Origin of the sequence: Solwaraspora sp. WMMA2101 (genome assembly GCF_049179175.1) — a bacterium.
In the GTDB taxonomy this organism is placed as follows: domain Bacteria; phylum Actinomycetota; class Actinomycetes; order Mycobacteriales; family Micromonosporaceae; genus Micromonospora_E.
This window is the reverse complement of the sequence record NZ_JBMHMA010000006.1, coordinates 329,113-354,602: the sequence shown is the minus strand read 5'-3', so window position 1 is coordinate 354,602 and position 25,490 is coordinate 329,113. Positions and strand designations below refer to the sequence as shown.

General features: G+C 69.0%; 20 protein-coding genes and 3 rRNA genes. 15 read left to right on the top strand and 8 right to left on the bottom strand.

Annotation, left to right across the window (positions count from 1 at the left end; translation table 11 throughout):
* Window positions 1-4 precede the first annotated feature (4 nt).
* The gene (locus ACN28F_RS02125) at window positions 5-1,354 is read left to right on the top strand and encodes a hemolysin family protein (protein ID WP_289206456.1); all 1,350 of its coding nucleotides are present in this window, start codon (window positions 5-7) and stop codon (window positions 1,352-1,354) included.
* Window positions 1,355-1,425: 71 nt separating this feature from the next.
* On the opposite strand, the gene ACN28F_RS02120 is transcribed toward ACN28F_RS02125, so the two are convergent.
* The 3 genes from ACN28F_RS02120 to ACN28F_RS02110 are packed head-to-tail and all read right to left on the bottom strand — an operon-like array spanning window position 1,426 to window position 3,459.
* Window positions 1,426-2,106 carry a TRM11 family SAM-dependent methyltransferase gene (locus tag ACN28F_RS02120; protein ID WP_289206455.1) on the bottom strand — a complete coding sequence of 227 codons (681 nt, stop codon included), beginning with the start codon at window positions 2,104-2,106 and terminating at the stop codon, window positions 1,426-1,428.
* Window positions 2,048-2,788, bottom strand: coding sequence for a hypothetical protein (locus ACN28F_RS02115; RefSeq protein WP_421356910.1), 741 nt, complete (start codon window positions 2,786-2,788; stop codon window positions 2,048-2,050). The genes ACN28F_RS02120 and ACN28F_RS02115 overlap by 59 nt, the downstream gene beginning before the upstream one ends.
* Window positions 2,785-3,459: a hypothetical protein gene (locus tag ACN28F_RS02110; RefSeq protein WP_289206453.1), complete on the bottom strand. Its 675-nt coding sequence runs from the start codon at window positions 3,457-3,459 to the stop codon at window positions 2,785-2,787. The genes ACN28F_RS02115 and ACN28F_RS02110 overlap by 4 nt, the downstream gene beginning before the upstream one ends.
* A gap of 17 nt (window positions 3,460-3,476) precedes the next feature.
* Here ACN28F_RS02110 and ACN28F_RS02105 point away from each other — a divergent pair, with 17 nt between their 5' ends.
* A complete protein-coding gene (locus ACN28F_RS02105) occupies window positions 3,477-3,668 on the top strand; it encodes a hypothetical protein (RefSeq protein ID WP_289206452.1) in 192 nt (63 codons plus the stop codon).
* Between the two features lie 8 nt (window positions 3,669-3,676).
* On the opposite strand, the gene ACN28F_RS02100 is transcribed toward ACN28F_RS02105, so the two are convergent.
* The 4 genes from ACN28F_RS02100 to ACN28F_RS02085 form a co-directional block, all read right to left on the bottom strand.
* The gene (locus tag ACN28F_RS02100; protein ID WP_289210989.1) at window positions 3,677-4,711 is read right to left on the bottom strand and encodes an App1 family protein; all 1,035 of its coding nucleotides are present in this window, start codon (window positions 4,709-4,711) and stop codon (window positions 3,677-3,679) included.
* Window positions 4,712-4,814: 103 nt separating this feature from the next.
* Window positions 4,815-5,168 (bottom strand): ArsR/SmtB family transcription factor, encoded by a 354-nt coding sequence (locus ACN28F_RS02095; protein WP_289206451.1) that lies wholly within the window; start codon window positions 5,166-5,168, stop codon window positions 4,815-4,817.
* 92 nt (window positions 5,169-5,260) lie between these two features.
* A complete protein-coding gene (locus tag ACN28F_RS02090; protein WP_289206450.1) occupies window positions 5,261-5,713 on the bottom strand; it encodes an OsmC family protein in 453 nt (150 codons plus the stop codon).
* Window positions 5,714-5,925: 212 nt separating this feature from the next.
* Window positions 5,926-7,530: a flavin monoamine oxidase family protein gene (locus tag ACN28F_RS02085; RefSeq protein WP_421356909.1), complete on the bottom strand. Its 1,605-nt coding sequence runs from the start codon at window positions 7,528-7,530 to the stop codon at window positions 5,926-5,928.
* Window positions 7,531-7,690: 160 nt separating this feature from the next.
* Here ACN28F_RS02085 and tyrS point away from each other — a divergent pair, with 160 nt between their 5' ends.
* The 6 genes from tyrS (at window position 7,691) to ACN28F_RS02055 (ending at window position 18,192) form a co-directional block, all read left to right on the top strand.
* On the top strand, window positions 7,691-8,992 hold the full coding sequence (gene tyrS / locus ACN28F_RS02080; RefSeq protein ID WP_421356908.1) for a tyrosine--tRNA ligase: 1,302 nt from the start codon (window positions 7,691-7,693) through the stop codon (window positions 8,990-8,992).
* A gap of 656 nt (window positions 8,993-9,648) precedes the next feature.
* Window positions 9,649-11,165 (top strand): 16S ribosomal RNA (locus tag ACN28F_RS02075).
* A gap of 354 nt (window positions 11,166-11,519) precedes the next feature.
* Window positions 11,520-14,626, top strand: a 23S ribosomal RNA gene (locus ACN28F_RS02070).
* Between the two features lie 75 nt (window positions 14,627-14,701).
* Window positions 14,702-14,818, top strand: a 5S ribosomal RNA gene (rrf, locus tag ACN28F_RS02065).
* Together the 16S, 23S and 5S rRNA genes form the textbook arrangement of a ribosomal RNA operon.
* Before the next feature lie 1,464 nt (window positions 14,819-16,282).
* Entirely contained in the window at window positions 16,283-17,110 is an 828-nt protein-coding gene (locus ACN28F_RS02060) for a tetratricopeptide repeat protein (RefSeq protein WP_289210988.1), read from the top strand.
* Complete coding sequence (locus ACN28F_RS02055) at window positions 17,107-18,192, top strand: HAD-IIA family hydrolase (RefSeq protein ID WP_289206447.1); 1,086 nt, start codon at window positions 17,107-17,109, stop codon at window positions 18,190-18,192. The genes ACN28F_RS02060 and ACN28F_RS02055 overlap by 4 nt, the downstream gene beginning before the upstream one ends.
* Window positions 18,193-18,232: 40 nt before the next feature.
* On the opposite strand, the gene ACN28F_RS02050 is transcribed toward ACN28F_RS02055, so the two are convergent.
* Window positions 18,233-18,571, bottom strand: coding sequence for an SCP2 sterol-binding domain-containing protein (locus ACN28F_RS02050; RefSeq protein ID WP_289206446.1), 339 nt, complete (start codon window positions 18,569-18,571; stop codon window positions 18,233-18,235).
* Between the two features lie 147 nt (window positions 18,572-18,718).
* Here ACN28F_RS02050 and ACN28F_RS02045 point away from each other — a divergent pair, with 147 nt between their 5' ends.
* The 7 genes from ACN28F_RS02045 (at window position 18,719) to ACN28F_RS02015 (ending at window position 25,477) form a co-directional block, all read left to right on the top strand.
* Entirely contained in the window at window positions 18,719-19,225 is a 507-nt protein-coding gene (locus ACN28F_RS02045) for a phasin family protein (RefSeq protein WP_421356907.1), read from the top strand.
* Between the two features lie 29 nt (window positions 19,226-19,254).
* Window positions 19,255-19,485, top strand: coding sequence for a hypothetical protein (locus ACN28F_RS02040; protein WP_421361224.1), 231 nt, complete (start codon window positions 19,255-19,257; stop codon window positions 19,483-19,485).
* Window positions 19,486-19,509: 24 nt separating this feature from the next.
* On the top strand, window positions 19,510-20,328 hold the full coding sequence (locus ACN28F_RS02035) for a TlyA family RNA methyltransferase (RefSeq protein WP_421356906.1): 819 nt from the start codon (window positions 19,510-19,512) through the stop codon (window positions 20,326-20,328).
* Window positions 20,325-21,254, top strand: coding sequence for an NAD kinase (locus ACN28F_RS02030; RefSeq protein ID WP_421356905.1), 930 nt, complete (start codon window positions 20,325-20,327; stop codon window positions 21,252-21,254). The genes ACN28F_RS02035 and ACN28F_RS02030 overlap by 4 nt, the downstream gene beginning before the upstream one ends.
* A gap of 49 nt (window positions 21,255-21,303) precedes the next feature.
* Complete coding sequence (gene recN / locus ACN28F_RS02025) at window positions 21,304-23,061, top strand: DNA repair protein RecN (RefSeq protein WP_289210986.1); 1,758 nt, start codon at window positions 21,304-21,306, stop codon at window positions 23,059-23,061.
* Between the two features lie 208 nt (window positions 23,062-23,269).
* The gene (gene steA / locus ACN28F_RS02020) at window positions 23,270-24,448 is read left to right on the top strand and encodes a putative cytokinetic ring protein SteA (RefSeq protein WP_289206442.1); all 1,179 of its coding nucleotides are present in this window, start codon (window positions 23,270-23,272) and stop codon (window positions 24,446-24,448) included.
* A 93-nt stretch (window positions 24,449-24,541) separates the two neighbouring features.
* Entirely contained in the window at window positions 24,542-25,477 is a 936-nt protein-coding gene (locus ACN28F_RS02015; protein WP_282227620.1) for a copper transporter, read from the top strand.
* Window positions 25,478-25,490 lie beyond the last annotated feature (13 nt).

Sequence of the window (25,490 nt, the reverse complement as noted above, 5' to 3'; positions counted from 1 at the left end):
ACACGTGCAGGGGTACGGGACGCAACTCGCACTCGTCGGGGTCCTGGTGGTGATCAACGCCGTTTTCGCCGGCAGCGAGATCGCCCTCGTGTCGTTGCGGGAGAGTCAGCTGCAACGGCTCGAACGGTCCCGGCGCACCGGCCGGGTGCTGGCGAAGCTCGCCAAGGACCCGAACCGCTTCCTCGCCACCATCCAGATCGGCATCACCCTCGCCGGCTTCCTGGCCTCGGCGACGGCGGCGGTGTCGCTGGCCCGACCCCTGGTGCCACTGCTGGAGGCGCTCGGCGGTGCCGCCGAACCGGTCGCGGTCGTGCTGATCACCCTGGTGCTGACCTTCGTCACCCTGGTCTTCGGTGAGCTGGCCCCCAAACGGATCGCGATGCAGCGGGCCGAGCAGTGGGCGCTGGCGGTGGCCCGGCCGCTGGATGTCCTGGCCAGCCTGGCCCGACCGGCGGTATGGGCCCTCGGCGCCACCAGCGACCTGGTGGTACGGCTCACCGGTGGCGACCCCAAGGCCGCCCGGGAAGAGATCAGCCCGGACGAACTTCGTGACATCGTCGCCGGGCACCGGGCCTTCACCGTCGAACAGCAGACCATCATCTCGGGGGCACTGGAGATCGCCGACCGTCGGCTGCGGGCCGTGCTGGTGCCCCGGCTGGAGGTGTTCTGCCTGGACAGCGGCACCTCCGCCGAGGCCGCCCGGATCGTGCTGGCCGCCTCCGGACACTCCCGGGCTCCGGTGGTCCGCAACGGGATGCTCGACGACACCGTCGGCGTCGTCCACCTGCGTGACCTGGTCGGCGTACCGGACGACCGGCCGGTCGACGCCGCCGCCCGCCCGCCGATGCTGCTGCCGGAGTCGCTGCCGGTCGTCGACGCTCTGCGGCAGTTCAAGGCCGAGCGCCAGCACATCGCCCTGGTGGTCGACGAACGTGGCGCCGTCGACGGCATCGTCACCCTGGAAGACGTGCTCGAGGAGATCGTCGGCGAGATCTACGACGAGACCGACCGGGACGTCCGCGCGGTCCGCACCGAGAGCGACGGTACGTTGCTGGTGCCCGGCACCTTCCCGATCCACGACCTGCCCGACATCGGGGTGGAGCTGCCGGCCCGCCCCGCCGGGGACTACACCACGGTCGCCGGTCTGCTGCTGGCCAGGCTCGGTCACATCCCGACCAGCAGCGGCGAGTCGGTCGCCATCGACGGCTGGACGCTGACCGTGGCCGCCGTCGACCACCATGCCATCTCCGCCGTACGGCTGTGCCGGGCGCCGGACCGGGACGCCGCCGCCGACAGCACCGACGCCGCCGTGGCCGCAGACCCGGTCACGAACGGTTCGACCGAGCCGCGCTGACCCTGCGCCGACATGGTCGACCAGCGCGGCCGCGCGCGGGTCGGACCCGGTCAAGGGCTGGTCAGACCCGGTCAGACCGGCGGGCGCTGGAACACCAGGCAGTAGTCACCGGTCAGCCAGGCCGGCGGCGCGTCCCAGCAGAGGAACACCTCCTGGCACAGCGTCAGGTGCGCCCCGACGACCCGTCCGACGTCCCAGGCCAGGGTGGTGACCCGACCGTCGATCCGCATGTTCGCCACGTTGACCACCGCGTACCCGCCGGGCCGCAGGACCTGGGCCACCTGCGCGAAGATGTCACCGATCTCCTCCAGGTAGGTCGGGTAGTGGCCGTCGAGGGTCTCGTAGGCGTTGAGCGGATTCTCCGGGTGGTTCACCGCGTCCATGTACGGCGGGGAGGTGAGGCAGAGGTCGACTGGGCCGGGCACCAGCGTGCGCAGCTTGCGCGCGTCCCCGTTGAGCACCTCCACGCTGCCGGACCCGGACCCGGACCCGGCGCCGGCAGCCAGCCGGCTGCGGATCAGCTCGACCCGCTCCGGTAGCAGCTCGATCCCGACCGCCTGCCGGCCCATCCGCTGCGCGGTGACCAGTGTGGTGCCGAACCCGGCGAACGGGTCGAGCACTGTGGCACCGGGGACGCTGTACTCGGCGAGCACCGCCTCGACCAACGACTCCGGGAAATGCACCTCCTGGTCCTCACCGTCGGGCAACTGCGCGGCCAGATCCGCGGCGGACAGGTGGAGCCAAGGTCTCACCGCACCATTGTCCCCCGACCTGATCCGCGTCGGCGACCGGTGTGCCCGGGGTCAGTCCGCGTCGTCGGCCGGCGACGCCGGGCCCCGGTTGCGCAACGCCACCCAGGTGGCACCGAACACCACCGCGCCGGGCCACACAGACCGCGACCGTCCGGCCGTTGCCGGTCCAGCCCAGCCACTGCTCCAGCAGCAGCCGCGACCGCGACGACGGGTCCACCAGGGTGATCGCGACGAAGACGGCGGCCAGTGTCCCGGCCCCCAGCGCGAACGAGCTCGCCCACGGACCCTCCGGTCCGAAACGCCGGTGCAGCACCATCGTCGCCCGGACGATTCGCCGGGCCCGCACCAACCGCAACGTACCCACCGTGTACAGCAGCCGCAGCACCTGCAACGGGCCGAGTGCCAGCACCGTCACCGGGACCACCACCAGAGTGAACCCCACCAGGCCACGGTTGCGCCGTAACCAGCCGAGCCGGTCACTGGACAGCGCCAGCAGCACGACGCTCTCCGCCACCAGGACCGCCCCGCTGACCCAGTGCAGCACCTCGCCGAACATGGCCAACGTCCCACCGGCCAGCGTCAGGAACACCGCCGGCACCGACGCCAGCGCCGCGACCAGCACCGGCACCGCGAGCCGCCGCTCCCACCGGGCGCTGCGGTCCTCGGTCGGCCCGCCGGTCATGACGTCTGGTCGCTGGCCCGCTCAGCTTCGCCCGCCGACGGCACCGACACCGGAATCTCCCGACCGAGCCGGGCACCACCCTGCAGACGCAGGTCGTCGCCGCTCCAGAACCGGCCCGGGTCGTACCAGTTGCTGCGCCGGCCCGTTGGCAGCAGTCCCATCGCCTCGTACGTGACCGCCACCACCTCGGCGCAGTAGACGCTCTCCCACTGCCCGGCCGTGCGCTGGCGCATCGCCGGGGCGGGCACCCGCCCGCGCAGCCAGCGCCAGGCCAGTTGCGCGGTCGACGGGAACGGCGTGCCGTCCAGCCGTGCGACCGTCCGCAGTACGGCGTCCTCCATGGCCGGGTCCGCCGGTGGATCCAACTGCCGCAACCAGCCCCGTTGACCGTACCGGCGGGCCCAGACGGTGACCGCGTCACGCAGATCGTGCAGCTGCACGCCACGATGATGGGTGCCCGACCACATGTCCGGCAACGAGCGACCGAGCTCGGCGTGCCACAGCAGCGGCGGAAGGTCGTCGATCACCACGGCCATGCCCACGTGGTTCACCGGGCTGTTCGTGGTCAGCTGGATGGCGCGGTCGGGCACTGTGCGCCCGCGGAACAGCCACAGGTCACCGGTGCGGGTCAGCTCCACCGCAGCGTCGAGGGTAAGTGGGCCGCCGGTCATCCGACTACCCTAGGCGGATGCGTTGGTGGAAGGTAACGGGCCTGGCCGCGTTCGTCGGCGTCGCGGCGACCGGTGCGGTGATCGTCCGGGCCGAACGGCGCCGCCGGGCCTACACGCCGGAGGAGGTCCGTGGCCGGTTGCGGCAGCGACTGGCCGAGGCCGGACCGGCCGCCGCGTCTGCGGACGCGGACGCGGACGCGACCAGCTGACCGTACGGTCACAGCAGCTCCGCCTGGCGCAGCAGATGCGCCAGGCCGGCGCCGTCCGGCGCGGACAGCCAGCGACGCCCACCAGGTCCGGCGGTACGCGACGTCTCGCCCGCCGGCGCCGGCAGGTTACCGGCCAGCACCGCCTGGGTGGGGGAGAGCCGGCGGATCGCGACAGCCGCGACGCTGTCGGGATGCTCGGCGGCGAATTCGGCGTAGATCTCCTGGTCGTGCTGGCCGTCGTCGCCGACGAGCAGCCACCGCACCTGCGGAAACTCGTCAGCCAACCGGGCCAGGCTGGCGCGCTTGTGCTCCCGGCCGCTGCGGAACCACCGTTCCGCCGTCGGCCCCCAGTCGGTGAGCAGCAGCGGACCCGCCGGGTACAGATGCCGGGACAGGAACCTGCGCAACGTCGGCGCGACATTCCAGGCCCCCGTCGACAGGTAGAGCACCGGCGCGCCGGGATGTGCGGTGACCAGACGCTCGTACAACACGGCCATCCCGGCCACCGAGGCGCGCGCGTGTTCGTCGAGGACGAACGTGTTCCACGCGGCCAGCATCGGCCTGGGCAGCGCGGTCACCATCACCGTGTCGTCGATGTCGGAGATGATGCCGAAACGCACCTGCGGATCCACGATCCGTACCGGGGCCTCCACCGGTTCGGCGTCGCCGCTGTACAGCCGGACCGAGGCCCAACCCGGCGAAAGGTCGGCCGGCACGACGGTGTCCACGAAGCCGCCCCGGTCGGCCTGCACCTGGTGTTTGCGGCCGCCGGCCTCGATGACCACCGGCGCGTGCTTGACCGGCAGGGTCGCGAAGCTGCGCCAGCCCCGGACCTTGTGCGGACGTCGGGGGTGCGGATCCGGGCGCCCCAGCAGCACCCGCGCCATCACCCGCACCCAGCCCGGAGCGCCGTAGCCGGTGTACGGGATCAGCGTCACGTCCCAGCCGCGCCGACGCAGGCGTCGTTCGAACAGGGCGTGGATGGCATCCTCCAGCCGCACGGCCCGCTGGGCACCACGAGCAGCCGGGCTCACGGGAGTCATCGCCACGGTGCCACCCTGCCACAGCGGTCCCGTTCGGGCGCGGCGTGGTGATGGCCCGGGCCGCCCGACATCGGGCCCCCCGGACCGGGCCGCAGCGAACGGATCACCCTTCCGGAGCAGACAGCAGCACCGACAGACGGCGGATGGCCGCAGGGCGGGGCCAGTAGTAGACCCAGGTACCGCGTCGTTCGCAGTCGACCAGCCCGGCTTCCCGCAGCACCCGCAGATGGTGCGAGATCGTCGGTCCGGTCAACGCGAACGCCGCCGAAAGGTCGCATACGCAGACCTCCGCCCCAGCGGAGGCGATCATGGACAGCAGCCGCAGCCGGACCGGGTCGGCCAGTGCCTTGAACGCGCGCGCCAGTTCACCGGCGTGCTCGGCGGGAACGGCGGCGCTCATCAACGGCGCGCAGCAGGGCACACCGGTGCCACCCGGCTCGACCAGGGTCTGCTCCATGGGTCAACCTTGGCAGCCGGCGGTACACCCGGCAAGCACAGCGCCGCCGTCGCGACACCGCGCTCGCCGGGACTGTGCCCCGACCGGACCGGTCAGGCCGGATCCAACTCGATCTCCACCCGGGGTACGTCGACGAGGCTGTTGTGCACCGTGCAGTGGGCCGCGACCGCCCGCAGCGCCGCCCGCCGTCCCGCCGGCAGATCGGCCGGTGCGGTGACCTCGATCCGGATGGCGCTGACCCGCGCCGGCCGGTCGGTGGCCATCACGTACCGGGCGGAGACGGCGAGACCTTCCCTGGACAGTCCGTGCCGCTGGAGGTAGCGGCCGGCGTAGAAGGCGACGCAGGAGGCGAGCGAGGCCACGAACAGTTCGACCGGGGTCGGTGCGCCGTCGTCGCCGCCGTTGGTCGCCGGCTGGTCGACGAACACCTGGTGACCCCGGACCTGCACCGCGTACCGTTCACCGTCGACGTGACGCACGGTCAGCCCGGCTCCGGTCGGATCGTGCCGGACCTGCGGCACCCGTTCGGTGACCATGGTGTTCATCGTGGTGCTCCTTCCGCCGGTGACCGATCCTGCTCTGCCGGCCACCTTCAGCACACCAGTTGGCGAGCGGCCGGGTCAGTGCCGTACGACCCTGACCCGGCCCGGTCGTGCGACCCGAGCGTCCGGGACGTCCGCCCCACCCGGCCAACCCGCTCGGCCGGTACGGGAGAGTCCAGCCGGCTCAGCCGGCCAGCACGGGGAGTCCAGCCGGCTCAGCCGGCCAGCACCCGGGAGTGCAGCGCGCCGACGACGGCCCGGGCGGACAGCAGCGCCCCGTGCTGCCAGGCAGGCGTGCGGCTCAACCAGTCGCCGGCGAAGTAGACCCGCCCGGCCGGGCGCAGCAGCAGGTCGTACGCCGGTGATCCGTACGGCGCCGACACCCACGCGCCCTCGATGTGGCGGACCCGGTGCCAGGCGACCGAGAACGAGGTGGCCGCCTCGGTGCGGTACCGCTCACCGTGGATCTTGACGCCCTGGGCGATCGCCCGTTCGTGGCGCTCGGCGGGCGTCAAGAGTCCGTACGAACGGGCGGCGGACCCGGTGTTGTAGTAGCCGACGATCAGGCCCCGATCGGCGTGGAAATCGTGCGAGGGGTACCAGACGTGGGCCAGGTCCAGATCCGTTTCGGTGATCCCGCCGTAGATCCGCAACTCCTGTTCCCACCAGCGGCTGCGGTACTCGATGCCGATCTTCCCCGCCGGTGCGGGCGGGAAGCTGGCCAGCGCCGACTGCACCGGTGCGCCGAGGTTGTGTGGCACCCGGGCCATCAGGTGCGGTGGGAGGGTCGCCACACAGAACTCGGCGGTCAGCCGTCGGAGGCGGCCACCTTGCCGGTAGGTGACGGTCACCGTGTCCGGCCCGTCGACCACGTCGACCACCTCGGTGCCGGTACGGACCACGCCGGGACCGACGGCGCGGACGAACGCCTCGACGATGCGGTCCATCCCGCCGACCGGCTGGAACATCAGCATCGCCTGGTCGTAGCCGAGCTCGAAGCTGAAGTAGCGCCCGACGTTGCTGGCCAGCACCTCGGACAGCGGCGGTGGCGCGCCCAGCGGCGTACCGACGTCGTTGCCCGCTCCCGGGTCGGTCGCGTATCCGCGCCGGGTCGTCCCGGTGTACGCCCAGCCGGCGCTGCGCCCGCCGATCGCTCCGAAGCTCTGCAGGAACGACAGCAGCCGGTCCTTGTCGTCGGCGGTGAGCTGCCCGTCCAGAGCCCCCTGGTCGGTGGCCTTGGCGAGCAGTTCGGCTACGTAGCCGTACATGTCGGCCTTCGCGGTCCGGTACCGTACCGGGTTCGCGGTCGGCGCCGCGCTCGACTCGTTGTAGATCATCGCGTTGGCGTTGGCGTTGGTGAAGACCTCCACCGGGACGCCCAGCTCCCGGCAGTAGTCCATCGTCACCATCCACTGCGCGATGCGGGCTGGTCCGGCGTTGAAGTACGTGCCGGCATGGTAGGCGGCCCGCTGCACGTGTCCGTCCAGATCCGTCTCGGTGCTGCCCCGGCGGATCGTCAGACTGCGGCCACCGACGATGTCGCGCGCCTCGAGGATGGTGCACCGGTAGCCGGCCTTGCCCAGCTCGTACGCGGTGGCCAGGCCCGCGACGCCGCCGCCGAGGATCACCACCCGGCCGGCGCTACGTCCGGTCACCCGCAGGTCCCCGGCACGGGGCGGCGTGTACGGCGGTGTCGCGGTTGCCGCACTCGGTGCCAGGCCGAGCGCGCCCATGGTGGCGAACAGGGCGCCAGCGCCACCGCTGACGCCGACCTGGTGCAGAAAGTGGCGTCGGCTGACGCCGGGGGACGGCTCGGTCACATCGACCTCCACAGCCTCGGATCTGATCGGCAGGGATCGATCATGTGAGCGACGTGTTGCCGGAAGTGTCCGACTAGATGAACGACAAGTTTCGATGCACTGGTGTGCCGGTCACCACCTGCGCCGCAGGTGGGAAACCGGATGTCGCCGCAACCCGGCGATGAGAGACAATCGCGCGGTGACGGACCAACGAGACCCCACGGGTACGCCGACGGTGCTGGATGAGCTGCGCTGGCGTGGCCTGATCCAGGACACCACGGACGCGGTGGAGCTGGGCGCACAGCTGACCCGCCCGACGACCTTCTATGTCGGCTTCGACCCGACCGCACCGAGCCTGCACGTCGGGCATCTGGTGCAGGTGGTCACCGCCCGCCGGCTGCAGCAGGCGGGACACCGGCCGCTGCTGCTGGTCGGTGGCGCCACGGGGCAGATCGGCGACCCGAAGGAAGGTGGCGAGCGTAACCTCAATCCACCCGAGGTCGTCGCCAGCTGGGTGGACCGGATCAGGGGCCAGCTGGCCCCGTTCGTCTCGTTCGACGGCCCCGCCGCGGCGCTGGCGGTGAACAACCTAGACTGGACGAGCCCGATGTCGGTGGTCGAGTTCCTCCGGGACGTGGGCAAGCACTTTCCGGTCAATCGGATGCTGGCCCGTGAGGTGGTGCGCGCCCGGCTGGACAGCGGCATCAGCTTCACCGAGTTCAGTTACCAGCTGCTGCAGGCCAACGACTTCTTCGAGTTGCACCGCCGGTACGGTTGCGCGCTGCAGTTCGGCGGCTCCGACCAGTGGGGCAACATCACCGCAGGGGTGGACTACGTCCGTCGCCGGGGTGCCGGGCCGGTGCACGCCTTCACGACTCCTCTGGTCACCCGCGCGGACGGCACCAAGTTCGGCAAGACCGAGGGCGGTGCGGTCTGGCTCGACGCTGCGTTGACCAGCCCGTACGCCTTCTACCAGTTCTGGGTCAACGTCGACGACCGCGACATCGGCCGCTACCTGCGGTACTTCAGCTTCCGTGACCGTGACGAGATCGAGTCCCTGGAGCAGGAGTCCGCCGCCCGGCCGGCGGCGCGTGCGGCGCAGCGGGCGTTGGCGCAGGAGCTCACCACCCTGGTGCACGGTGCACCGGAGGCGGCCCAGGCGATGGCGGCAAGTCAGGCGTTGTTCGGCCGCGGTTCGCTCGAGGAGTTGTCCCCGGAGACGTTGCAGGCCGCGCTGCGGGAAGCGGGCCTGGTGACGGTGCGTGGCGAGGTGCCTGCGGTGGCGGTACTGCTCAAGGAGTCGGGTCTGGTCGGCAGCCTCAACGAGGCACGTCGAGCGATCGCCGAAGGTGGCGCGTACGTCAACAACCAGCGGGTGGTCGACGTCGACGCGGCGGTGCCGACCGAGGCGCTGTTGCACGGGCGCTTCCTGGTCCTGCGCCGGGGCAAGCGCACTTTTGCTGGCGTTGAGCTGGCAAGATAGTCCGCCAGCGATGGTGTGACGTGGGACGCGTCCGCTCGATTTGACGTGTGATCGGGCGGGCGCGTAACTTTCTCTCTGCCCGCAGGGGAACGGACGGAAACGCCGAGGCGAAAGCCGGAGCGAGAGGCCAGAACTGCGGGACGACCTTCCAGGTCCGGGTGTTCTGACACCGAACGGAGCTGGTCGGGCGGGGCCGCTGAGGTCGCACCGGCAAGGCCGGGGCCGATTTGGCGCGGCGAGGCCGACCGAGTAAGGTTGACGACCGCAGGGTACCGGGCAGCCGACGGAGACGTCGCGGCCGGCCTGCAAGACCCGGGTACGGAGCAGCGGTACGATGCTGCCTGGAACCGGTCAGGTCAAAACGGCACTAAGCACCACGATCCGGAAAAACCCGGGTTGACGGGGCGAAAGAGTCGAAGTAAGGTAGTAAAAGTGCCCGGCGGAAGTCGGGTGGGACGGATGGCCCTGGTGGGGTTGCCTGCTTGGTGTGGGTGGTTCTGCTGGTGTGTGTTTGTTCTTTGAGAACTCAACAGGGTGCTTGATAAGCCAGTGCCAAAGTTTGTTTGGTTCCCGGCTGGTTGACTGCTGCTTTGGTGGTGGTTTTCTGGTTGGTGATTCCTTGGCATTTTATATGCCGGGTTTGATTCTCTAAATTTTTGTTGGAGAGTTTGATCCTGGCTCAGGACGAACGCTGGCGGCGTGCTTAACACATGCAAGTCGAGCGGAAAGGCCCTTCGGGGTACTCGAGCGGCGAACGGGTGAGTAACACGTGAGCAATCTGCCCCAGGCTTTGGGATAACCCCGGGAAACCGGGGCTAATACCGAATATTACATGCTGCCGCATGGTGGTGTGTGGAAAGTTTTTCGGCTTGGGATGGGCTCGCGGCCTATCAGCTTGTTGGTGGGGTAATGGCCTACCAAGGCGACGACGGGTAGCCGGCCTGAGAGGGCGACCGGCCACACTGGGACTGAGACACGGCCCAGACTCCTACGGGAGGCAGCAGTGGGGAATATTGCACAATGGGCGGAAGCCTGATGCAGCGACGCCGCGTGAGGGATGACGGCCTTCGGGTTGTAAACCTCTTTCAGCAGGGACGAAGCGCAAGTGACGGTACCTGCAGAAGAAGCGCCGGCCAACTACGTGCCAGCAGCCGCGGTAAGACGTAGGGCGCGAGCGTTGTCCGGATTTATTGGGCGTAAAGAGCTCGTAGGCGGCTTGTCGCGTCGACTGTGAAAACCCACAGCTCAACTGTGGGCTTGCAGTCGATACGGGCAGGCTAGAGTTCGGTAGGGGAGACTGGAATTCCTGGTGTAGCGGTGAAATGCGCAGATATCAGGAGGAACACCGGTGGCGAAGGCGGGTCTCTGGGCCGATACTGACGCTGAGGAGCGAAAGCGTGGGGAGCGAACAGGATTAGATACCCTGGTAGTCCACGCTGTAAACGTTGGGCGCTAGGTGTGGGGGGCCTCTCCGGTTCTCTGTGCCGCAGCTAACGCATTAAGCGCCCCGCCTGGGGAGTACGGCCGCAAGGCTAAAACTCAAAGGAATTGACGGGGGCCCGCACAAGCGGCGGAGCATGCGGATTAATTCGATGCAACGCGAAGAACCTTACCTGGGTTTGACATGGCCGCAAAACCTGCAGAGATGTGGGGTCCTTCGGGGGCGGTCACAGGTGGTGCATGGCTGTCGTCAGCTCGTGTCGTGAGATGTTGGGTTAAGTCCCGCAACGAGCGCAACCCTCGTTCGATGTTGCCAGCGCGTTATGGCGGGGACTCATCGAAGACTGCCGGGGTCAACTCGGAGGAAGGTGGGGATGACGTCAAGTCATCATGCCCCTTATGTCCAGGGCTTCACGCATGCTACAATGGCCGGTACAATGGGCTGCGATACCGTGAGGTGGAGCGAATCCCAAAAAGCCGGTCTCAGTTCGGATCGGGGTCTGCAACTCGACCCCGTGAAGTCGGAGTCGCTAGTAATCGCAGATCAGCAACGCTGCGGTGAATACGTTCCCGGGCCTTGTACACACCGCCCGTCACGTCACGAAAGTCGGCAACACCCGAAGCCGGTGGCCCAACCCCTTGTGGGAGGGAGCTGTCGAAGGTGGGGCTGGCGATTGGGACGAAGTCGTAACAAGGTAGCCGTACCGGAAGGTGCGGCTGGATCACCTCCTTTCTAAGGAGCGCTCTCCCGGCGAAGGTCGGGTAGGGAGCCTGCCGCCTCCGAGTGTGGGGTGGGGGTGCTCATTTGGCGGAGACACTGGTGAGTTCGTGTCGGCAACGGCTGATGCTGCTGGTACTGCTTCTGCTTTCGGGTGGGGGTGTGGAGAGTGGTGTTGGTGCGGCTGGTGTGAATGTAGAGCATCCTGTTGGGTCCTGAGGGAACAAGCCACGTGTGGGTTGTTGTCTTGGTGTGCCAGGCATGGCCTGGTCTCGCATACCGGCTGCCGGTTGGTGGTGCTGGTGTGGGGCTTGGGGTTGTGGGTTGGTCGTTTGTTGAGAATTACACAGTGGACGCGAGCATCTTTGTGGTCAAGTTGTCAAGGGCGAACGGTGGATGCCTTGGCACTAGGAGCCGATGAAGGACGTGGGAGGCCGCGATAGGCCTGGGGGAGCTGTCAACCAAGCTGTGATCCCAGGGTGTCCGAATGGGGAAACCTGGCATCAGTCATGTGGTGTCACCTGCACCTGAACTCATAGGGTGTGTGGAGGGAACGCGGGGAAGTGAAACATCTCAGTACCCGCAGGAAGAGAAAACAACAGTGATTCCGTGAGTAGTGGCGAGCGAAAGCGGATGAGGCTAAACCGGCTGCGTGTGATACCTGTCAGGGGTTGCGTGGTCGGGGTTGTGGGACTCTGCTGATCGGACTGACATCCGGTCGAGAAGTTACAAAGCCAGTTGCTAGCCGAATGGTGTGGAAAAGCCAACCGTAGGCGGTGATAGTCCGGTAGGTGAAAGTGGCTGGTCTTCTGTGGATGTTCCCGAGTAGCGGCGGACCCCTGAAATCTGCCGTGAATCTGCCAGGACCACCTGGTAAGCCTAAATACTTCCTAGTGACCGATAGCGGACGAGTACCGTGAGGGAATGGTGAAAAGTACCCCGGGAGGGGAGTGAAATAGTACCTGAAACCGTTCGCCTACAATCCGTCGGAGCCTTTAGGGGTGACGGCGTGCCTTTTGAAGAATGAGCCTGCGAGTTAGTGGCATGTGGCGAGGTTAACCCGTGTGGGGTAGCCGTAGCGAAAGCGAGTCTTAATAGGGCGTTGAGTCGCATGTTCTAGACCCGAAGCGGAGTGATCTAGCCATGGGCAGGCTGAAGCGCGGGTAAGACCGCGTGGAGGGCCGAACCCACCAACGTTGAAAAGTTGGGGGATGACCTGTGGTTAGGGGTGAAAGGCCAATCAAACTCCGTGATAGCTGGTTCTCCCCGAAATGCATTTAGGTGCAGCGTCGCGTGTTTCTTGCCGGAGGTAGAGCACTGGATGGTCTAGGGGGCCTACAAGCTTACCGAAATCAGCTAAACTCCGAATGCCGGTAAGTGAGAGCGCGGCAGTGAGACTGCGGGGGATAAGCTTCGTAGTCGAGAGGGAAACAGCCCAGATCGCCAGCTAAGGCCCCTAAGCGTGTGCTAAGTGGAAAAGGATGTGGGGTCGCTTAGACAACCAGGAGGTTGGCTTAGAAGCAGCCACCCTTTAAAGAGTGCGTAATAGCTCACTGGTCAAGTGGTTCCGCGCCGACAATGTAGCGGGGCTCAAGCACACCGCCGAAGCTGTGGCATTCACGCGTGTACTTCGCTGATTCTCTTCGGAGGGTTGGTGCAGGTGTGTGGATGGGTAGGGGAGCGTCGTGCCGGGGGTGAAGCAGCGGGGTGACCCAGCTGTGGACGCGGCACGAGTGAGAATGCAGGCATGAGTAGCGAAAGAAGGGTGAGAAACCCTTCCGCCGGATGACCAAGGGTTCCAGGGCCAGGCTAATCCGCCCTGGGTGAGTCGGGACCTAAGGCGAGGCCGAGAGGCGTAGTCGATGGACAACGGGTTGATATTCCCGTACCCGCGAAGGAGCGCCCATGATGAACCTCGTTGTGCTAACTGCCCGAACTTGGTGAGGTTTTCGGACTGATCTGAGGGAGCGCGGGAACCTGGCGGGTAGTAGTCAAGCGATGGGGTGACGCAGGAAGGTAGCTGATCCCGGCCGGTGGTTGTGCCGGGGTAAGCGTGTAGGCCGTACCATAGGTAAATCCGTGGTGCATGAGGCTGAGACGTGATGCCGAGCCGATTCAGGTGAAGTCAGTGATCCTATGCTGCCGAGAAAAGCCTCTAGCGAGCTTCTAGCGGCCCGTACCCCAAACCGACACAGGTGGTCAGGTAGAGAATACCGAGGCGATCGGGCGAACTGTGGTTAAGGAACTCGGCAAATTGCCCCCGTAACTTAGGGAGAAGGGGGGCCGGAGACGTGAAGCCCCTTGCGGGTGGAGCGTTGTATGGCCGCAGAGACCAGGGGAAAGCGACTGTTTACTAAAAACACAGGTCCATGCGAAGAAGTAATTCGATGTATATGGACTGACGCCTGCCCGGTGCTGGAACGTTAAGGGGACCGGTTAGCTCTTCGGGGCGAAGCTGAGAACTTAAGCGCCAGTAAACGGCGGTGGTAACTATAACCATCCTAAGGTAGCGAAATTCCTTGTCGGGTAAGTTCCGACCTGCACGAATGGCGTAACGACTTTCCTACTGTCTCAACCACAGGCCCGGCGAAATTGCAGTACGAGTAAAGATGCTCGTTACGCGCGGCAGGACGGAAAGACCCCGGGACCTTTACTATAGCTTGACATTGGCACTCGAATTAGCTTGTGTAGGATAGGTGGGAGACTGTGAAGCTGGTACGCCAGTATCGGTGGAGTCATTGTTGAAATACCACTCTGGTTGATTTGGGTTTCTAACTTCGGACCGTGATCCGGTTCAGGGACAGTGTCTGGTGGGTAGTTTAACTGGGGCGGTTGCCTCCTAAAGAGTAACGGAGGCGCCCAAAGGTTCCCTCATCCTGGTTGGCAATCAGGTGTTGAGTGTAAGTGCACAAGGGAGCTTGACTGTGAGACTGACAGGTCGAGCAGGGACGAAAGTCGGGACTAGTGATCCGGCACTTGCGTGTGGAAGCGGTGTCGCTCAACGGATAAAAGGTACCCCGGGGATAACAGGCTGATCTTCCCCAAGAGTCCATATCGACGGGATGGTTTGGCACCTCGATGTCGGCTCGTCGCATCCTGGGGCTGTAGCAGGTCCCAAGGGTTGGGCTGTTCGCCCATTAAAGCGGTACGCGAGCTGGGTTTAGAACGTCGTGAGACAGTTCGGTCCCTATCCGCCGCGCGCGTAGGATACTTGAGAAGGGCTGTCCCTAGTACGAGAGGACCGGGACGGACGAACCTCTGGTGTGCCAGTTGTCCCGCCAGGGGCACGGCTGGTTGGCTACGTTCGGAAGGGATAACCGCTGAAAGCATCTAAGCGGGAAGCTCGCTTCAAGATGAGGTGTCCCACCCACTTGATGGGGTAAGGCTCCCAGTAGATGACTGGGTTGATAGGCCGGAGATGTAAGCCAGGTAACTGGTTCAGTTGACCGGTACTAATAGGCCGAGGACTTGACTTCGAAGGTGTACGCGTCCACTGTGTGATTCTGGGCAAACGAACATTCCTGTGGGTGTGTTTGGTTTGTTGTTAGGGTTACGGCGGTTATGGCGGAGGGGAAACGCCCGGTTACATTCCGAACCCGGTAGCTAAGCTCTCCAGCGCCGATGGTACTGCACTCGTGAGGGTGTGGGAGAGTAGGTCACCGCCGGACATCTTTACAGTTTAAGGGCCGCTCCCTGCGGGGAGCGGCCCTTAACTGTGTGCGCCCGCCGTGCGTCGGTCCGGCGGCATCAGGGAGGATAGAGTCGTGAACCCAACTGGGCAGGATGGCGACCGACCTCGCCGTGCCGATGACCGCGGCAGCAGGACCGGTGGTGCCGGCCGTGCCGGAGGAAGCCGTAGCGGTGGCGCTGGTCGCGCTGGCGGCCGTGCCGGAGGCGGTGATGGCCGGCCGTCGCGCGACGACAGAGGTCCCCGTCGTGACGATGACCGAGGCGCGCGTCGGGAGGGATCCTGGCGCGACAACGACGCCCGGGGTCGCGACCATGGCGACGCTGCCCGCCCGGACCGGTTCCGTTCGGACCGTAGAGACTCGCCAGCCGGCGGCCGCCGCGGCGACGGCGGCTACCAGCATCGGGACGGTGGCAGCCGCCCCACGGTCGGTGACGGCGATCGCGCGAGAGGTGGCGACCGTTCCGGCTACAGCGGTGGCCGTGACCGCACCGGTGGGTACTCGCAGCAGCCTCGTCCGGCACGCCGTGACGGTGGTTCCTACCGTCGGGACGACGCCGGTGGAAGACCAACGTACGGCAGCGGCACGCGGGACGGCCGCGCGACCGGCTCGACCGGATCCACTGACGGCCGTCCGTCGCGCGACGGCACCTGGCGGGCACGGACCGACCGTCCGGCGACACCGTCGGGTGACCGCCGGGCACCGTACCGGGGCGACGACCGTGACCAGCGGGGCTCGCGTCCATGGGCGGACCGGGGCGACGACCGTGACAGCCGCCGTCCGGTTCGCAGTGACGGCGACCGGCGCGACGAGTCCCGCGCAGGCAACTGGCGTGACCAGCCTCGGGGCGACAGGCGAGAGGGGCAGACCGAGCGCGGTGGCGATTCCCGTGGCTACCGGCCCGCCGACCGACCTGCGTTCCGGCGCGACGAGGGTGCCGGTGACCGGCGTGGCGGCAACTGGTCCTCGTCGGCCGGAGCCCGCCAGCGCGGCAGCGACACCAGCCGCAGCGACCGCGCGCCGCGTCACGAGGACCGTCGGCACGAGGACCGACGCGGTGGCGACCGACGTACCGGTGGCCATGGTGACAGCGGACGCCCGTCTCGGCCCGAGGGCCAACGGTGGTCGGATCGTGGCGGTGCCGGTCGACAGGGCGAGCAGGGCCGTCCTGACGCCCGTGGCGAGCGGGCGGCCCGACCCAGCTACGGCGACCGCCGCCCGTCCGGCGGCGACCGGGACAACCGCGCGGGCGACCGCCGGCGGTTCGACGGTGACCGGACGCAGCGGCCCCGTTCTGCGGCGCGAGCCGACACCTCGGCCGCGCCCCGCTCACGACCCCTCGATGACGACACGCCGCGCTCGGGCGGCGAGCGTGCGGCGGCGCCGGAGTTGACCGAGGACATCGTCGCCACCGATCTGCACGGCGAGGTGCGGGCCGAGCTGCTGGGCCTTGCCCGTCCGGTGGCGGAGACGGTCGCCCGGCACCTTGTCGCGGCCGGCCGGTCGATCGACGAGGACCCTGATCTGGCCCTGGCCCACGCCCTGGCTGCCCGGCGTCTGGCGTCCCGGATCGCGGCGGTACGCGAAGCGGTGGGACTTTCCGCCTACCGCGCCGGCGACTGGACGACCGCCGTGGCGGAGTTGCGTACGTACCATCGGATGTCGGGCCGGCAGACGCATCTTGCGGTGCTTGCAGACTGTGAACGGGCGCTGGGCCGCCCGGAGCGTGCGATTGACATCTTCCGGGGTGCCGACCGTGCGGCGTTGGACCACGAATCGGCCATCGAGTTGCTGATGGTCGCCGCCGGTGCCCGTGGCGATCTGGGCCAGTCCGAGGCCGCAGTGGCGATGCTGCAGGTCCGGGAGTTGACTGCCGATTCGGACCAGGCGTGGTCCGGCCGGTTGCGGTACGCCTACGCCGACGCGCTGCTGCAGGCCGGTCGCAAGGACGAGGCCCGGGAGTGGTTCGCCCGGGCGACCGAGGCGGACGTGGACGGCTCCACCGACGCGGCCGAGCGGCTGCTGGAGCTCGACGGAGTGGTACTGACCGGCGACGACGACGGGTCCGACGACGACGCGGTCGGCACCGATGCCGCCGCCGCCCCTGGTACGGACACCGGGACGCAGCAGCGGGCCGACCAGCCAGAGCGACCGGAGCCGGCTGCCGGGGCTGAGCCGTCGTCGGAGGCCGAGCCGTCGTTGGAGGCTCAGCCTTCGCCCGAGGCTGAGTCGTCGGAGGCCGGGCCGTCGGCCGAGGACACGACGCGGTGACGGGGGCCGGTACCGTCGCCGGGCACCAGTCAGGCCTGTCCGCTGACTGTGACCTGGTCATCTTCGACCTGGATGGCGTGATCTACCTGATCGACCGGCCGATCCCGGGCGCGGTGGATGCCGTGGACCGCCTGCGCGGTATGGGATTGCCGGTGGCGTACGCCACGAACAACGCCTCCCGGCGCCCAGCCGATGTTGCCGGGCTGCTGTCCGGGATGGGTGTGCCGGCGACCGAGACGCAGGTGCTCACCTCGGCCGGCGCGACCGCCTCGGTGCTCGCGCAGCGCTACGGGCCGGGCACGAAGGCACTGGTGGTGGGTGCTGACGCGCTGCGTCAGGAGATACTCGCCGCCGGGCTGGTGCTGGCGGCGGCGGCCGACGACCAGCCGACGGTGGTGGTCCAGGGATACGGTCCCGAGGTCGGCTGGGCCGACCTGGCCGAAGCGTCGGTGGCGATCCGGGGCGGTGCCGACTGGGTCGCCACCAACACCGACCGTACGCTGCCCAGCGGCCGTGGCCCGCTGCCCGGCAACGGGTCGCTGGTCGCGGCGCTGCGCACCGCGCTGGACCGGGACCCTGACCAGGTCGTCGGCAAACCGGAGCCGGGACTTTTCCTCGCTGCGGCGCGGCGCGTCGGTGCGCAGCGTCCACTGGTGGTGGGTGACCGGTTGGACACCGACATCGAAGGGGCGAACCGGGCCGGAATGGCCAGCCTCCTGGTGCTGACCGGGATCAGCGATGCCCAGGAACTGCTCGGTGCGCCACCGGCCCGCCGCCCCACGTACGTCTCGGCTGACCTGCGCGGCTTGTTCGACCCGGCGGCGGCGCGGCCGATCGCTGGCGACGGTGTTGGTTCGGACGACCCGACAGCCGAGGCGGGATGGCGGGTACGCGGCGATGCTGACGGCGTCGGTCTGATCCTCGACGGATCCGCCGACGGGCCCGCCGATGGATTCGACGGTGCGGTGGCGGCGCTTCGGCTGTTGTGCCGGGCGGTGTGGCGCGACGGAGGGCCGCCGGGGCCGATCCGGGCCGGATCGGACGCGGCCGGTTCCGCGTTGCGGGAACTCGGCCTGGGGTGAGCGGCCGGGTGCGCCACTGTGGCCGGTAGCCGCCGGCCTTTCAGAGCAGCTTGCGTAGCTTGAGCAGGTCGAACGGGCTGGCGCTGACCGACAGCCGACGACTGGCAAGGGCACGGCCGGCGTCCAGATCGCCCCGGACGAGGGCAAGCAGATCGTCACTGCCGATGTTCAGGGCGATCTTCGCCCTGGGGTCGTCGCCGTCGGCGATGTCGACGAGCCGCCCGTCGGCCAGCCGTGCGTGGAACGCGGCGTCGAGGTCGGTGATTCGGCAGGCCAGGGTGCGGTCCAGGTTGACCCGGTCGCGGACTTCGTCGGCGTTGTCCGCGAGCCTGGCGGCGAGCTCGTGCAGCGCCTGGCGGCACTCGTCGACGCTGGCCATCGCACCTCCCGGTCAGGTGGGTCGTGGATCGTCCCGCGACCGTGCGTGGGCGGCACGCCGGGCGCTGGTACTGGCACCGTACCGCACTGTGCCGGCGTGTCCCGGTAGCGTGGCGATCGAACATTCTTCGCGGTGAAGGAGTGGGACATGCGTGACGCCTGGCGAGCGTACCTTGAAGTGGCCCTCGGGCTGACCGAGGCGTCTCGGAAGAAGGCGGAGCAGACCGCGCGGTCGCTGGTGGGCAAGGGCGGGGCCACGGCCGCGCAGCTGCAGGCGATGGCCGAGGACCTGTTCACGGCCGGGACCGCCAATCGGGAGTCGTTGACCCGTCTGGTCCGCCTCGAGGTCGACCGGGCGCTGGACGCGGTCGGGCTGGCCAAGGCCGACGAGGTGGCCGCCCTTCGGGAGCGGATCCGCCGGCTGGAGGGCGACATGGAACAGGCACGGGCGCGTACCGCCGCCGCGACCGCCGCCGCGGCGACCGCTGAGGCGTCCTTGCCGGCTGCGGAGCCGGGCGCCGCCGCGTCACCCGCTCCGGCGGCAGGCAAGGCGGTGGCGAAGAAGGCCGTCGCGAAGAAGGCGGTGGCCAAGAAGACGGTGGCCAAGAAGGCTGTCGTGCAGGAACCCGGTGTCGGCCCGGTGGGTGGGCAGTGACCACCACGGGGCCGTTTCGTCCGGTGCCGATGCCGCCGCCCGGCAACCGGGCAACCGCTGCGGTGGCGGGCCCGGACGCGACCACGACCGACCCGGTTCCCGGCGACCCGGCGGCACAGCAGACCGGTCACCCGGCGGTGGACGCGGCGGTCCAGGCGATCCGCAACGCCGCCGGGCTGCCGCCCGCCGACCAGATCGCGCAGTACGAGGCGGCACACGGCACCCTGCAGGAGACGCTCGCCACGATCGACCAGGGCTGAGCATGGACACGACGCCGGAGATCCATGGCACGCCGTAACCGTCTCGACGTCGAACTGGTCCGTCGGGGTCTGGCCCGGTCCCGGGAACAGGCTGCAGAGTTGATCACCGCCGGCAGGGTCGAGGTCCGCGGTGTCGCCGCCGCAAAGGCGGCCGCGATGGTCGACCCCGCCGACGCGGTCCGGGTCCGGGGCGACGACCCGGCCCAGGGGTACGTCTCGCGTGGCGCCCACAAGCTCATCGGAGCGCTGGACGGCACCGGCGTACCGGTCGTGGGCCGGCGGTGTCTCGACGCCGGTGCCTCCACCGGAGGGTTCACCGACGTACTGCTGCGGCGCGGGGCGGCCGAGGTCGTCGCGGTCGATGTCGGTTACGGCCAGCTGGCCTGGTCGCTGCGCGGCGACGAGCGGGTACGGGTGCACGAACGGACCAACGTCCGCAACCTCACCACCGACCAGATCGGCGGTGCGGTCGACCTGACGGTCGCGGACCTGTCGTTCATCTCCCTGCGTCTGGTGTTGCCGGCGCTGTGGGCGTGCACGGCACCCGACGGCGATCTGCTGCTCATGGTCAAACCACAGTTCGAGGTGGGCCGCGACCGGGTCGGCAGCGGCGGGGTGGTCCGTGATCCGGCGCTGCGCGCCGAGGCGGTGCACGACGTTGCCCTGGCGGGCGAGTCGCTCGGCCTCGGTGTGGCGGCGGTCGTGGCCAGCCCGTTGCCCGGCCCCCGGGGCAACGTCGAGTTCTTCGTCTGGTTCCGCGTCGGCGCACCGCCCGCCGACGCACAGCAGATCCGGGCTATCGTCGACGCCGGTCCGGCGACGGAGGAAGGTGGAACGCGGTGAACGCGACAGTTCCGACCGGCGGTGCCCAGGCGGCACCGTCGAGCGTCCGGTCGGCGCTGCTGGTGACCCATACGGGGCGCCAGCGCAGCACCGACCACGCCCGTACCGTCGCCGCCGACCTGATCGAGGCCGGTTTCGGGGTCCGGGTGATCGCCGAGGAGGCCGACGACCTGGACCTGCCGGGTGTGTCGCCGGTCGACGGGCCGGACGCCGCCGTCGGAGTGGAGATCGTCTTCGCGCTCGGCGGCGACGGCACCTTCCTGCGGGCCGCCGAGCTGGCCCGTCCGGCGAAGGCCCCGCTGCTCGGCATCAATCTCGGCAAGGTGGGCTTCCTCGCCGAGGCCGAGATCGGTGACCTCGACCGGGCGGTACGGCAGGTCGTCGCCCGCGAGTACACGGTGGATGAGCGGTTGACCCTGGACGTGCGGGCCGAGCTGGAGCACGGGGTGGTCATCGACTCGTGGGCGCTCAACGAGATCAGCGTCGAAAAGGGGCAGCGTGCCCAGATGCTGGAGTTGATGGTCGACGTGGACGGTCGGCCGCTGTCGCGCTATGGCGCAGACGGTGTGGTGTGTGCCACCCCGACCGGCTCCACGGCGTACGCGTTCTCCGCTGGCGGGCCGGTCGTGTGGCCGGAGGTCGAGGCCCTGCTGTTGGTGCCGATCAGCGCACACGCCCTGTTCAGTCGCCCGCTGGTGACCGCGCCGAGCTCGACGTTCGTGATCACCGTGGATCCGTACACCACGTTCGCGGTGCTGTGCTGCGACGGGCGGCGGGTCTACGACCTGCCGCCCGGAGCGCGGGTGACGGTCCGCCGGGGCGACCTGCCGGTACGGGTGGTCCGGCTGCACCCTCGGCCGTTCAGTGACCGGCTGGTCGCCAAGTTCGACCTGCCGGTGAACGGCTGGCGGGGAAACCGTCGCTGAGCGGGCCCCGGGTGGTCAACGTCGGCTCCCGCTACTACTGTCGGTGGCTGTGCTGGAAGAGCTGCGCATCACCGGGCTGGGCGTCATCGAGGACACCACGCTGCCGCTGACCCGTGGCATGAACGTGATAACCGGCGAGACGGGTGCCGGTAAGACCATGGTGGTGACCGGTCTCGGGTTGCTGTTCGGCGGCCGGGCCGACGCCGGGCGGGTCCGCGCCGACCCTGGCCGGGCCATCGTGGAGGGCCGGCTGCGGCTGGTCGGCGCGACCGGTGCGGTCGTGCACGGGCGGATCGTCGACGCCGGGGCGGAACCCGACGACGACGGTGTTCTGTTGCTGACCAGGACGGTCACCGCTGAAGGGCGGTCCCGTGCCCACGTCGGTGGCCGCAGCATGCCGGTCTCCGTACTCGGCGAGATCGGCGACCAGGTGGTCGCCGTACACGGGCAGTCCGACCAGCTGCGGCTGCTGCGCCCGGCTGAACAGCGGGCCGCGCTCGACCGGTTCGCCGGCGCCGAGCACGAGAAGCTGCTCGACACCATGCGCGAGGTGCACGGCCGGTGGCGGCAGGTCAGCGACGATCTGGCCGATCGGCGGCGCAACGCGCGGGAGCGCAACCAGGAGGCCGACCTGCTGCGCCTGGGTCTGGACGAGATCACCCGGGTCGATCCGCAGCCGGGCGAGGAGGCCGAGCTCAAGGCCGAGGCGCAGCGACTGGAGCACGCCGAAGGGCTGCGGGCCGCCGCGCAGGTGGCGGTGCTGGCGCTCGCCGGTGGGGGCGACACGGCCGACGACACGCCCGACGCCACCGGTCTGCTCGGGGCGGCCCGTCGGGCGTTGGAGGCCCAGGCGGGGGTGGACCGGATCCTCGGCGACCTCGCGGCCCGGGTGACCGAGGCGGCGACCCTGGTCGGTGACGTCGCTGCGGAGCTGTCCGGCTACCTGACGGCGCTCGACGCCGACCCGCAACGGCTGCAGGCGGTCTACGAGCGGCGGATGGCGTTGCGTGGGCTGACCCGCAAGTACGCCGACGACGTCGACGGGGTGATCGCCTGGGCGCAGCGGGCCCGGGAGCGGCTGGCTGACCTGGACACCTCCGACGAGCTGCTCGACGAACTCGACCGGGAGCGGGCCCGGCTCGCCGAGGAGGTGGCGGAGCTGGCCAGCCGGGTGTCGGCCGCCCGCCGGTCGGCGGCGGTGCGCTTCGCCGAGCAGGTCAGCGTGGAGCTGGCCGGGTTGGCGATGCCGCACGCCCGGGTCGAGGTGGTGGTCCTGGCCCGCCCGCCGGGCCGGGGTGAACCGGCGTTGACCGTCGACGGCGTCGAGGCCGGTGTCGGACCGGACGGTGCCGACGAGGTGGAGTTGCGGTTGTTGGCGCATCCGGGCGCTCCGGCGTTGCCGCTGCAGCGGGGGGCGAGCGGGGGTGAGCTGTCCCGGGTGATGCTGGCGATCGAGGTGGTGTTCGCCGGTGCCGGCGGGCCACCGACGCTCGTCTTCGACGAGGTCGACGCCGGAGTCGGCGGTCAGGCGGCGGTGGAGATCGGTCGACGCCTCGCCCGGCTGGCCCGTAGCCATCAGGTGCTGGTGGTGACGCACCTGCCGCAGGTGGCGGCGTTCGCGGACCGGCATCTGGTGGTCGCGAAGGACACTGGGGGAGCGGTCACCACCAGCGGCGTCCGGGTGGTCGAGGACACCGACCGGGCCCGGGAGCTGGCCCGGATGCTTGCCGGTTTGCCGGACTCGGACCTGGGTATCGCGCACGCGGAGGAGTTGCTCGCGGTTGCCGCGCGGGAGCGGCGCGGCTGACCCCTGACCGGTCGGTGCGTCGGTGCGGTGAGCAGGGTGTCGACGGTCGGGGCCGTCCCGGTGTGCGCTGCGGTGCCGACAGACGGGCGGCGATGTGGTTCGCTAGAACAGGGGCGTGCCGGACCGGGCGGCTGGCCGCTCCTGCCGGCCGTGACGCGGCGGGCATGTCGCGCCGGATTCCGCTGCCCCCCATGCCAGGATGGTAAGGATGCGTCTACCCACCTTGCGTCGGGCCCGGACCGCCGAGCCCGGGACGATCTCCGGCACCGCGCGGCTCGACCGCCGGACGAAACGGCTGGTCGGGCGGCTGCGTCCGGGCGACATCGCGGTCATCGACCACGTCGATCTGGACCGGGTCGCCGCGGACTCGTTGGTCGCGGTCGGGGTGGCCGCGGTGCTCAACGCCAAGCCGTCGGTGTCCGGTCGGTACCCCAATCTCGGCCCGGAGGTGCTGATCCAGGCGGGGATCCCGCTGGTGGACGATCTCGGCGAGGACGTGTTCGACAAGGTCCGTGACGGCGACACGGTCCGGATCGACGGTGCCACGGTCCTGGTCGGTGACGCGCAGGTGGCCTCCGGGGTGCGGCAGGACGCCGACTCGGTGGCCCGGTCGATGAGCGATGCCAGGGAGGGCCTGTCGGTCCAGTTGGAGGCGTTCGCCGCCAACACGATGGAGTACCTCAAACAGGAGCGGGATCTGCTTCTCGACGGTGTCGGCGTGCCGGAGATCGAGACCCGCATCGCTCGCCGGCACTGTCTGATCGTGGTCCGTGGCTACGACTACAAGGCCGATCTCGATGTGCTGAGGCCGTACATCCGTGAGTTCAAGCCGGTGCTGATCGGGGTGGACGGCGGCGCGGACGCCCTCGTCGAGGCCGGCTACACCCCGGACATGATCATCGGTGACATGGACTCGGTGACCGACGACGTGCTGCGCTGCGGTGCGGAGGTCGTCGTACACGCCTACCCGGACGGCCGGGCTCCCGGCATGGACCGGGTTCGTGAGCTCGGCGTGGAGGCGGTGACCTTCCCTGCGGCCGCGACCAGCGAGGACCTGGCGATGCTGCTGGCCGACGAGAAGGGTGCCACCCTGATCGTGGCGGTCGGTACGCACGCCACCCTGGTGGAATTCCTCGACAAGGGCCGGGGCGGGATGGCCTCCACGTTTCTGACCCGCCTCAAGGTGGGCGGTAAACTGGTCGACGCCAAGGGCGTCAGCCGCCTCTACCGACAGAGCATCTCCGGATCGTCGCTGCTGCTGCTCGTGCTCTCCGCAATCGCCGCGATGGCGTCGGCCGTCGCTGTTTCCACGGTCGGTCAGGCCTATCTCGGAGTGGCTTCCGAGTGGTGGGACAATTTCGTCTTCCAGGTGGGGCAGCTCTTCTGACGGACGGGGCGGCTCCGCCAGCGGAGAAAGGCCTGGTAAGAGCGTGGACGGAGCAACCGGTCACGCGCAGACGGATCGGAGAAGGCGGCAAGAGTGATCAACTTCCGTTACCACGTGGTGTCGCTCACAGCGGTCTTCCTCGCCCTGGCGATCGGCCTCGTCGTGGGTACCGCCGCGTTGAACGGCCCGGTCGCCGATTCGTTGAGCGACAACGTGAATGCTCTACGTAAAGACAATACCCAGTTGCGGGAGACCGTCAACAGCCTGCGCGAGGAGGTCGACCGCGAGGAGGACTTCGTCGCCGAAGCCGCGCCGATCCTGCTGGCCGACAAGCTGGCCGGCCGGCGACTGCTGGTCATCTGCCTGCCCAGCGGCCGGGACCACGCCGAGGGGGTGGTCGCGGCGCTGGACATGGCCGGGGCGACGGTGACCGGTCGGATCGACGTACAGGACAAGTTCGTCGATCCGGACAACGGCGTCAACCTGCTCGAACTCGCCACCGCTGCGGCCCGACCCACAGTTCCCACCACCGGACTGCCCGGCAACAGCGACGGTGTCGAAACCTCCAGTGCGCTGCTGGCCAGTGCGTTGCTGGACCGCGCCGAGCAGCCGGCGGTCGACCCGGCGGATCTCGCCGCAGTGCTCGACGCGTACGGCGACGCCGGTTACATCACGGTGGAGACGCCGGTCACCGGCCCCGCGGAGGCCGTCGTCGTGGTCAGCGGTCAGCCGTACGTCGACCGACAGGCGGCCAAGAAGGACGCCGCCGTGGTGACCATGGTCGTGCAGTTCGACCGCAACAGCCAGGTGGTGGTGGCCGGCACCGGGTCCAGCGACGGCAACCTGATCTCGGCGGTACGCGGCGATCCGACCCTCACCCAGTCGATCTCCACCGTCGACAACGGCAACACCACGGCCGGGCAGGCCGTCACCGCTCTCGCCACCGCCGAGCAGTTCACCCTCGGGCAGGCCGGGCACTACGGGCTTGGCGCCGGTGCCACCAGCCTGATGCCCAAGCGCCCCGAATAGCACCCCGGAGCAG

Coding starts and splice junctions, on each gene's coding strand:
- ACN28F_RS02045 (WP_421356907.1), top strand. CDS start 18,719: ATGCGTGACGCCTGGCGAGCGTACCTTGAAGTGGCCCTCGGGCTGACC.
- ACN28F_RS02035 (WP_421356906.1), top strand. CDS start 19,510: ATGGCACGCCGTAACCGTCTCGACGTCGAACTGGTCCGTCGGGGTCTG.
- ACN28F_RS02110 (WP_289206453.1), bottom strand. CDS start 3,459: ATGACCGGCGGCCCACTTACCCTCGACGCTGCGGTGGAGCTGACCCGC.
- ACN28F_RS02115 (WP_421356910.1), bottom strand. CDS start 2,788: ATGACCGGCGGGCCGACCGAGGACCGCAGCGCCCGGTGGGAGCGGCGG.
- tyrS (WP_421356908.1), top strand. CDS start 7,691: ATGAGAGACAATCGCGCGGTGACGGACCAACGAGACCCCACGGGTACG.
- ACN28F_RS02090 (WP_289206450.1), bottom strand. CDS start 5,713: ATGAACACCATGGTCACCGAACGGGTGCCGCAGGTCCGGCACGATCCG.
- ACN28F_RS02050 (WP_289206446.1), bottom strand. CDS start 18,571: ATGGCCAGCGTCGACGAGTGCCGCCAGGCGCTGCACGAGCTCGCCGCC.
- ACN28F_RS02105 (WP_289206452.1), top strand. CDS start 3,477: ATGCGTTGGTGGAAGGTAACGGGCCTGGCCGCGTTCGTCGGCGTCGCG.
- ACN28F_RS02095 (WP_289206451.1), bottom strand. CDS start 5,168: ATGGAGCAGACCCTGGTCGAGCCGGGTGGCACCGGTGTGCCCTGCTGC.
- ACN28F_RS02100 (WP_289210989.1), bottom strand. CDS start 4,711: ATGACTCCCGTGAGCCCGGCTGCTCGTGGTGCCCAGCGGGCCGTGCGG.
- steA (WP_289206442.1), top strand. CDS start 23,270: ATGCGTCTACCCACCTTGCGTCGGGCCCGGACCGCCGAGCCCGGGACG.
- ACN28F_RS02040 (WP_421361224.1), top strand. CDS start 19,255: ATGCCGCCGCCCGGCAACCGGGCAACCGCTGCGGTGGCGGGCCCGGAC.